Raw genomic sequence first — 7,636 nt, forward strand, 5'->3', positions numbered from 1 at the left:
CGCTCCCCTCAACAAGAAACGGCCCCCTTCGAAGGGAGCCGTTCCTGACGTTCCGCGGGTCTCCGCGCGGTCAGCTGCAAGGCGGAGAAGGGCGCGATACCAGAGGTATCGCAACCGCCGACAACGCCGCAGATGACCGTGCGGAGACCCGCGGAATCACTCCCACTCGATGGTGCCGGGGGGCTTGGATGTCACATCCAGCACCACCCGGTTCACGCCGCTCACCTCGTTGGTGATGCGGTTGGAGATTCTGGCGAGGAGGTCGTAGGGCAGGCGGGTCCAGTCGGCGGTCATCGCGTCTTCCGAGGAGACGGGGCGCAGGACGATGGGGTGGCCGTAGGTGCGGCCGTCGCCCTGGACTCCGACGGAGCGGACGTCGGCGAGGAGGACGACGGGGCACTGCCAGATCTCGGTGTCGAGGCCGGCGGCGGTGAGCTCGGCGCGGACGATGGCGTCGGCGTCCTGGAGGAGGTCGAGCCGCTCCTGGGTGACCTCGCCGACGATGCGGATGCCGAGGCCGGGTCCGGGGAAGGGCTGGCGGCCGACGATGACCTCGGGGAGGCCGAGCTCGCGGCCGATCGCACGGACCTCGTCCTTGAAGAGGGTGCGGAGCGGCTCGACGAGCGCGAACTGCAGGTCCTCGGGGAGTCCGCCGACGTTGTGGTGGGACTTGATGTTGGCGGTGCCGGTGCCGCCACCGGATTCGACGACGTCGGGGTAGAGCGTGCCCTGGACGAGGAAGTCGATCGTCTCGCCCTCGCCCTGCGCTTCGAGCACGAGCGCTTCGGCGGCGGCCTCGAAGGTGCGGATGAACTCGCGGCCGATGATCTTGCGCTTCTGCTCCGGGTCGCTGACGCCGGCGAGCGCGTCGAGGAACTGCTCGCGCGCGTCGACGGTGACCAGGCGGACGCCGGTCGCGGCGACGTAGTCCTCCTCGACCTGGCGGCGCTCGTCCTTGCGGAGGAGTCCGTGGTCGACGAAGACGCAGGTGAGCTGGTCGCCGATGGCACGGTGCACGATCGCAGCGGCGACGGCGGAGTCGACTCCGCCGGACAGGCCGCAGATGACGCGTCCGGTGCCGACCTGCTCGCGGATCACGGCGACCTGGTCGTCGATCACGTTGGAGGAGTTCCAGTCGGCCGGGATGCCCGCGGCGCGGTGGAGGAAGTTCTCGATGACGGCCTGGCCGTAGGCGGAGTGCTTGACCTCGGGGTGCCACTGCACGCCGTAGAGGCGGCGCTCGTCGTTGCCGAAGGCGGCGACCGGGGTGTTGCTCGTGGAGGCGAGGACCTCGAAGCCCTCGGGCGCCTGTGCGACCGAGTCGCCGTGGCTCATCCACACCGTCTGGTCGGCGGGCTGCTCGCCGAGGAGCACGCCACCGTCGGTCGAGAGGGCGGCGTCCGTCGCTCCGTACTCGCGCAGCCCGGTGTTGGCGACCTCGCCGCCGAGCGTCTTCGCCATCACCTGGAAGCCGTAGCAGATGCCCAGGACCGGGACCCCGAGGTCGAAGATCGCAGGGTCGAGCTGCGGGGCGCCCTCCTCGTACACGCTGGAGGGGCCGCCCGAGAGGATGATGCCGACGGGCGACTTCGCGGCGATCTCGGCGGCCGTGGCGTTGGAGGGCACGATCTCGGAGTAGACGTTCGCCTCGCGGACTCGGCGGGCGATCAGCTGCGCGTACTGCGCGCCGAAGTCGACGACGAGGACGGGCTGCGCGGCCAGGTGCGGCTGGGGAGCGGTGGGCTGCTCGCTAATGGGGGGCCTCCACGGAGTCGGTCGGGGTCTTCGGGTCGGTGCCGGCGGTCCGGCGCTCGAGGTACTGCTCGACCTCGCGGGCGATGCGGGTCTCGACGAAGAAGGAGAGGGTGGGCACCACGCCGCCGAGCGCGATGAGCACGAAGCGCGTGAACGGCCAGCGCATGAGGCTCCACAGGCGGAAGTCGGCGAAGAGGTAGACGACGTAGAACCAGCCGTGCGCGATCAGGATGCCGGTGGACAGGTTCGCGCCGGTGCCGCTCGACCTGAACTCGCCTCCGGGCACCTCGTACATCGGAGCGAAGTGCAGGACGCCCTGCTGGCCGAAGGCGAACAGCTCGAGGTGGAAGACGTACTTGAGCAGCATCTCCGCGCAGAGCAGGAGCAGCATCACGCCGGTGATGATCGAGGTCACCCGGTAGAAGCGCAGCGCGCTCCGGATCGCAGGGAACTGCGCGGGCTTGGGCTCGAGGGGCATGACGACCAGTTTACGGTGCGGGGGCGGGGGCCTCGGCCCGGTCGCCCAGGTCGGCGCGGGCGCGCTCCTCGGCGTCGAGCGCCTCCTCGGCCTCGCGCTCCCACGCGTCCTTGACGAGGCGGAACCAGAGGTAGAGGGCGAAGCCGGCGAAGACGACCCACTCGATCGCGTAGAAGACGTTGAGCCAGTTCAGCGAGACGTCGCTCACGCGCGCCGGGGAGTCGATGGCCCCGAGGCCGACGACCGGCTCATCGACGACGACGTAGCCCTGGTAGACGTCCTGCGGCGGATCCGGCCAGCGGTTGATCAGCGCGGGGACGGAGAGCGCGGTGAGGGTGGCGGGGTCCAGGCCCTCCGCCGGCGCCTCCGCGGCCTCGTTGGCCACGAGGCGGCCGGTGAAGGAGGAGGGCGCCTGCTCGCTCCCGCTGTTGAGCGCGTCCGCGACGGACTGCGCCTGCGCCTCGTCCTGCGTCCAGCCGTAGGCGAGCACCAGGTCGGCGTCGGCGGTGCGGGTACGGGCGATGACCCACCAGCCCGGCTGCTCGCCGTTCAGGCGGCCGCCGAGGGTCTCGGCACCGCCCGGCACGAAGACGGACGAGCCCTCCACGCGCTGTCCGTCGGCGGTCGCCGTGATCGAGCGGGAGGGGGCCGCGACCTCGGCGAGCGGGAGCGTCGTCTCCGACACTCCGGAGTCGGGCGCGGCGGCTTCGACCGCGCGTCCGACCTGCCACTGCCCGAGCGCGGCGAAGAGCCCGGCGATCAGGAGTGCGAGCGCCAGCGCGGCGATCCAGCGCGGGCGCCGGGCCACCTGCCCGACCGTGCTCTGCGTCATTCGTCCCTCGTCCGCCCTCGATCCGTGCGGTGTCCCGCGGGCCGGATCGAGCCTAACCCGTGAGTGTGGGAGCTCCGTGGGATCAGTAGTCGGGCTCCCTCGGGCGGCGGGGCCGGGCGTCGTCGGCGCCGTCGGACTGCTGCATCGCCTGGTCGATGAGCGCCTGACGCATCGGATCGGGGAACTCGTCGTCGAGCTCGTCCGGCTCCGCGGGGCGCCTCGGAGGAGCCGGGGCCTCCTCCGCGGAGACGGCGGGCGCGGCCATCGCCGCCTCCACGAGCGCGAAGTCCTCCTCGTCCATGGCCGTGGCCGCTGCGGGTGCCGGGCGGTGCCGCCGCCGCGAGAGGAACGCGCCGATGCTCTCGGAGCGCGAGGCGAGGATCGGCCCGACGATCGCCATGATCAGCACGTAGAGGCCGGCGAAGGGCTGGATCCGCTCGTCGAGCCCCGCCGAGAGCGAGAGCGTCGCCAGGATGAGCGCGAACTCGCCGCGGTTGTGCAGGATGAACGCCGCGTTCAGGCCCGCGCGCGGTCCGAGCTTGTTGAGCCACGCGACGAACTGCCCCGCGCCGAGGTTGAGGACGATGGTCATCACCGCGGCGATCAGCACCGGGACCACGACGCTCGGGAACGCACCGGGATCCAGCCCGAGACCGAAGTTGACGAAGAAGAAGGCTCCGAACACGTCGCGCAGCGGGATCGCGATGTGCTCGACCCTCGACCGGAACCGCGTCGCTCCGATGACCAGTCCGATCAGGAACGCGCCGATCGCGTCCGTCACTCCGAGGACCTCGCCGATCCCGCCGAACAGGATGGCGAGACCGAAGAACAGGATCGTGAACAGCTCGTCGTCGCGGGTGCGGAAGAAGCGGGAGACGACCTTCCCGCCCCAGCGGGCGATCGCGAACATCACCACGAGGAACGCGAACGCGATGACGAGCTTGAGCACCACCGGCCACGGCTCCGTCTCGCCCGAGAGCACCACGGACACGATCGCCAGGTAGACCGCGATGAAGATGTCCTCGACGACCGTGACGCCCAGGATCATCGGCGTCTCGGGGTTCGCCAGGCGCTTGAGCTCGATCAGCAGCTTGGTGACGATCGCGCTCGAGCTCGTCGCCGTGATGCCGGCGATGATCAGCGCCTCGCGGCTCCCCCAGCCCAGCGCGAAGCCGAAGCCGAGGCCGACGGCCATGTTGACCGCGATGTAGGAGCCGCCGGAGAGGATCAGGCGGCCGGCGTTCCCGAAGAACTCGTCCTGGTCGAACTCCAGGCCGAGATTGAACAGCAGCAGGATCAGCCCGAAGACCGCGGTCAGCTCGATGTAGCTCGACTCGAAGTCGAGTGGGAAGAGGTGGAAGTTCGGGCTCGCGAGGAGCCCGACGACCATGTAGATCGGGATGGCCGGGAGCCCGATCGTCCTCCCCAGCCGGCCGAGGACGTAGGCGACGACGAACAGGACGCCGAGGACGATGAGGTCTTCGCCGTGGTGCATCCTCAGGCTCCGGGCGGGGCGTCGACCGTCTTGGCGAAGCTGCCGGTGCGGAAGAACGCGAACGCCTTGGCGACCTTCTCGGGGCTGCCGGCGACCACGAGGGTGTCGCCGGGGAAGACGCGGAAGTCGGGGGCCGGCGCCGGATTGGCGGCGTCGCCCCGGACCACGGCGACGACGGTCAGCCCGACGATCCCTCGGTCGGCGGGCTTGCCGAGCTGCTGTCCGGCGATGTGGTCGTCGTAGTCGACGGTGAACCAGTCGATCGAGAGGCCCGGGATCTGGTCGAGTGCGGTCAGCGACTCCGTGATCTGCGTGCCGCCGAGGAGCTCGGCGAGGGTGTGCGCCTCGTCGTCGCTCAGGCGGAGCGACACCTTGGCGCCGTCCTGGTCGCCCTCGGCGAACGTGATCAGGTCGCTGTGGCCGGAGCGGTGGGCGATGACGCCGACCTTGCCGCCGTCGGCCGTCAGGAAGGTGTGCAGAACGCCGACACCGGGCAGTTTGACCCTGCGGACCTCGACCATGCGTGCTCCCTCCGCGCCGTGCGGCGCTCCCACTCGGGACTTCCAGCTTAGGCGCGTGCGGAGCCCTCCTGCCGAGGGAACCCCGACCCGTCGAGGGATCCCGCGGTTCCCGGCGGGCTCGGCGGTCCTGCGCCCCTCGCTGCCCACAGGGGGTGGGGGGAGTCTCCACAGAGGGAGCGGAGGGAGGGAAGGGGGGCGGAAGCGTGCAGTGGGGATCTGTCGAGACGGGGCGTGAGGCCGGTCGGAAGAGCTCGTGCGGCTGCACCGCGGTACGCGCCGACCGGCGAGTGGGCGGGGGCCTCCGCGGACGAGCGGCAGCGGGCGCGGATCGACGCCATGGCCGCGACCTGGAGCGCGCCCTTCGTCCTCCGCGAGTCGGCGGCGGCGGTCCGGGACTCCCCCTGGTCGAGCCGCTCGCGGAGACCGTGCATGTCGAGGGGCGACGGACCCGGGCAGCCGGACGTGGAACGGCGTCGCGGAGCGCGCGTCCGCCCTCACCCGCACTGATCGACGGACTCGCCGTCTCGGATCTCGCGCAGACCGCCGTCGATCCGAACCGACCCGGCGTTCCTCGGGGGCCGCTCGCCCGAGCACGTGCTTCTCGCCCAGAAGCGCCGGGAAGACCGGATCCGCGCGCGCGGGTCCGCAGGGTCGTCCGCTGGGGCCGACGCGAAGCCTCCGACGCCAGCCCATCCGGCCGGCCCGCGCCGGCGTCCGCCGCGTCGAGGGAACCCCGGGCCGTCGAGGGAACCCGCTGTTCGCAGCGGCCTCGACGGTCAGGATCGCCTCGGTCGGTGAGCGTCAGCTGGGCTGGTACGGCGCGACGACGACCTCGACCCGCTGGAACTCCTTGAGGTCGGAGTAGCCGGTCGTCGCCATCGAGCGGCGCAGGGCGCCGATGAGATTCGCCGTGCCGTCGGCGCCGGTTGCCGGGCCGTAGAGGACCTGCTCGAGGGTGCCGACGGTGCCGACCTCGACGCGGCGGCCGCGCGGCAGCTGCGGGTGGTGCGCCTCCGCGCCCCAGTGCCAGCCCCCGCCGGGAGCGTCGGTCGCGCGGGCCAGCGCCGAGCCGAGCATCACGGCGTCCGCGCCCACCGCCACGGCCTTCACGATGTCGCCGGAGGTGCCGAGGCCGCCGTCCGCGATGACGTGCACGTAGCGTCCGCCCGACTCGTCGAGGTAGTCGCGGCGAGCGCCGGCGACATCGGCGACCGCGGTCGCCATCGGAGCCTGGATGCCGAGCGTCGTGCGGGTGGTGGAGGCGGCACCGCCGCCGAACCCGACGAGGACGCCCGCGGCGCCCGTGCGCATGAGGTGCAGGGCCGCGGTGTAGGTGGAGGCGCCGCCGACGATGACGGGCACGTCGAGCTCGTAGATGAACTTCTTGAGGTTCAGCGGCTCGGTATCGCGCGAGACGTGCTCGGCCGAGACGGTCGTGCCGCGGATGACGAACACGTCGACCCCGGCGTCGACGACGGTCTGGTACAGCTCCGCGGTCCGCTGGGGCGACAGGGCCCCGGCGACGGTCACGCCCGCGGCGCGGATCTCGGCCAGGCGCGCGGTCACCAGCTCGGGGCGGATCGGAGCGGAGTAGATCTCCTGCATCCGCTGCGTCGCGGTCTCGGCCGGAAGCCGGCGGATCTCCTCGAGCAGCGGCTCCGGGTCCTCGTACCGCGTCCACAGACCCTCGAGGTCGAGGACGCCCAGCGCCCCCAGATGCCCGAGCCGGATCGCCGTCGCCGGCGACACCACCGAGTCCATCGGCGCGGCGAGGATCGGCGTCGCGAACTGGTACGCGTCGATCGACCACTTCACCGACACGACCTCGGGGTCGCGCGTCCGGCGGCTCGGGACGACGGCGATGTCGTCGAAGGCGTACGCGCGGCGGGCGCGCTTGGCGCGCCCGATCTCGATCTCCATGACGCTGAGTTTACTGTGGCTCGCTCCTCGCTCCGCTCGTCGCTCGCCCGCGGTCGGCCCGAGCGGATGGTCGCGGTCCGCGGAGCGGGTCGCGTCCGCGCTACGACGATCCGCTCGCACGCGGATCGCCGGTTACCGCTGAGCGGCGTCAGCCGTGGCTCGCTCCTCGCTCCGCTCGCCGCTCGCCGCTCGCCCGCGGTCGGCCCGAGCGGATGGTCCCGTTCCGCAGAGCGTCCCGCGTCCGCGCTACGCCGATCCGCTCGCACGCGGATCGCCGGTTACCGCTGAGCGGTGTCAGCCGTGGCTCGCTCCTCGCTCCGCTCGCCGCTCGCCGCTCGCCCGCGGTCGGCCCGATCGGGCGGTCGCGTTCCGCGGAGCGTCCCGCGTCCGCGCTACGCCGATCCGCTCGCACGCGGACCGCCGGCTACCGCTCAACGGTGTCAGCCGCGGCTCGCTCCTCGCTCCGCTCGCCGCCCGCCCGCGGTCGGCCCGAGCGGGCGATCGCGTTCCGCGGAGCGTCCCGCGTCCGCGCTACGCCGATCCGCTCGCACGCGGACCGCCGGCTACCGCTCAGCGGTGTCAGCCGCGGCTCGCTCCTCGCTCCGCTCGCCGCCCGCCCGCGGTCGGCCCGAGCG

The 7,636-nt window shown here is 72.2% G+C and carries 6 protein-coding genes; all 6 read right to left on the minus strand.

The window, feature by feature from the left end:
• Window positions 1-156: 156 nt before the first annotated feature.
• Window positions 157-1,722, minus strand: a complete 1,566-nt coding sequence (guaA, locus tag C5C99_RS11270) for a glutamine-hydrolyzing GMP synthase (RefSeq protein ID WP_104337894.1) — start codon at window positions 1,720-1,722, stop codon at window positions 157-159.
• Window positions 1,723-1,750: 28 nt separating this feature from the next.
• The gene (locus tag C5C99_RS11275) at window positions 1,751-2,233 is read right to left on the minus strand and encodes a DUF3817 domain-containing protein (protein ID WP_104256110.1); all 483 of its coding nucleotides are present in this window, start codon (window positions 2,231-2,233) and stop codon (window positions 1,751-1,753) included.
• Between the two features lie 10 nt (window positions 2,234-2,243).
• A complete protein-coding gene (locus tag C5C99_RS11280) occupies window positions 2,244-3,065 on the minus strand; it encodes an SURF1 family cytochrome oxidase biogenesis protein (protein ID WP_104340085.1) in 822 nt (273 codons plus the stop codon).
• Between the two features lie 82 nt (window positions 3,066-3,147).
• Entirely contained in the window at window positions 3,148-4,560 is a 1,413-nt protein-coding gene (locus tag C5C99_RS11285) for a cation:proton antiporter (RefSeq protein ID WP_104234167.1), read from the minus strand.
• A 2-nt stretch (window positions 4,561-4,562) separates the two neighbouring features.
• Complete coding sequence (locus C5C99_RS11290) at window positions 4,563-5,081, minus strand: cation:proton antiporter regulatory subunit (protein WP_068256939.1); 519 nt, start codon at window positions 5,079-5,081, stop codon at window positions 4,563-4,565.
• Window positions 5,082-5,882: 801 nt separating this feature from the next.
• A complete protein-coding gene (locus C5C99_RS11295) occupies window positions 5,883-7,001 on the minus strand; it encodes a GuaB3 family IMP dehydrogenase-related protein (RefSeq protein ID WP_104224734.1) in 1,119 nt (372 codons plus the stop codon).
• Window positions 7,002-7,636: the final 635 nt, after the last annotated feature.

The sequence above is a fragment of the Rathayibacter sp. AY1C4 genome (genome assembly GCF_002932195.1).
Taxonomy (GTDB): Bacteria; Actinomycetota; Actinomycetes; order Actinomycetales; family Microbacteriaceae; genus Rathayibacter.

Excerpts from the sequence above, each read along its gene's own strand:
- C5C99_RS11275 (WP_104256110.1), bottom strand. The coding sequence starts at position 2,233 with ATGCCCCTCGAGCCCAAGCCCGCGCAGTTCCCTGCGATCCGGAGCGCG.
- C5C99_RS11280 (WP_104340085.1), bottom strand. The coding sequence starts at position 3,065 with ATGACGCAGAGCACGGTCGGGCAGGTGGCCCGGCGCCCGCGCTGGATC.
- C5C99_RS11285 (WP_104234167.1), bottom strand. The coding sequence starts at position 4,560 with ATGCACCACGGCGAAGACCTCATCGTCCTCGGCGTCCTGTTCGTCGTC.
- C5C99_RS11290 (WP_068256939.1), bottom strand. The coding sequence starts at position 5,081 with ATGGTCGAGGTCCGCAGGGTCAAACTGCCCGGTGTCGGCGTTCTGCAC.
- C5C99_RS11295 (WP_104224734.1), bottom strand. The coding sequence starts at position 7,001 with ATGGAGATCGAGATCGGGCGCGCCAAGCGCGCCCGCCGCGCGTACGCC.